General features: G+C 70.4%; 2 pseudogenes. One reads left to right on the top strand and one right to left on the bottom strand.

Features of this window, described 5'->3' with window-relative positions:
- A pseudogene (locus tag APM_RS12860) lies at window positions 1-215 on the top strand (ABC transporter ATP-binding protein); the annotation flags it as partial.
- Window positions 216-225: 10 nt separating this feature from the next.
- Here APM_RS12860 and APM_RS12855 read toward each other — a convergent pair.
- Window positions 226-537 (bottom strand): annotated as a pseudogene (locus tag APM_RS12855) (MFS transporter); the annotation flags it as partial.

The following is a 537-nucleotide window of genomic DNA, read 5'->3' as shown; positions in this document are numbered from 1 at the left end:
AGGCCGCGCGCGACGCCGAGGCGGCAATCGGCCGGCTCGAGGCGGAGAAGCGGACGCTGATGGCGAAGCTGGCCGATGCCGGTTTCTATGCGCGGGCGAAGCCGGAGGAGATTTCGGCGATCAATATCCGCCTCGCCGCCATCGCCGGCGAGATCGAGGTCAAGGAGGCGGCCTGGCTGGAGGCCGAGGCGGCGCTGGAGGCGGCGGCGGGCTGACCGCCGCGGCTCATTCCGCGGCGAGGGCGGCCGGCGCGGGCGGATAGCGGCGCAGGATGTAGAGCATCACCGCCATCGCCGGCAGCGCCGAGATCACGGTGAATTCGTAGAAGGGCAGCCAGCCCATCGCATGGGCGAGGACGCCGGAGAAGCCGCCGATCGTGCGCAGGGCGAGGGCTGCGACCGAGGAGAGCAGGGCGTATTGCGTCGCGGTGTAGGCCTTGGTGCAGAGGCCGGAGAGATAGGTGATGAAGGCGGCATCGGCGATGCCTTCGGCGAAGCTCTCGGCGACGCTGGTCGCCAGCAGGATGTGCGGCAGATG

It is taken from the genome of Acidiphilium sp. PM (genome assembly GCF_000219295.1).
Lineage (GTDB): Bacteria > Pseudomonadota > Alphaproteobacteria > Acetobacterales > Acetobacteraceae > Acidiphilium > Acidiphilium multivorum.
The sequence above is the reverse complement of the archived record's forward strand: the minus strand, read 5'-3'. Positions and strand labels throughout refer to the sequence as shown.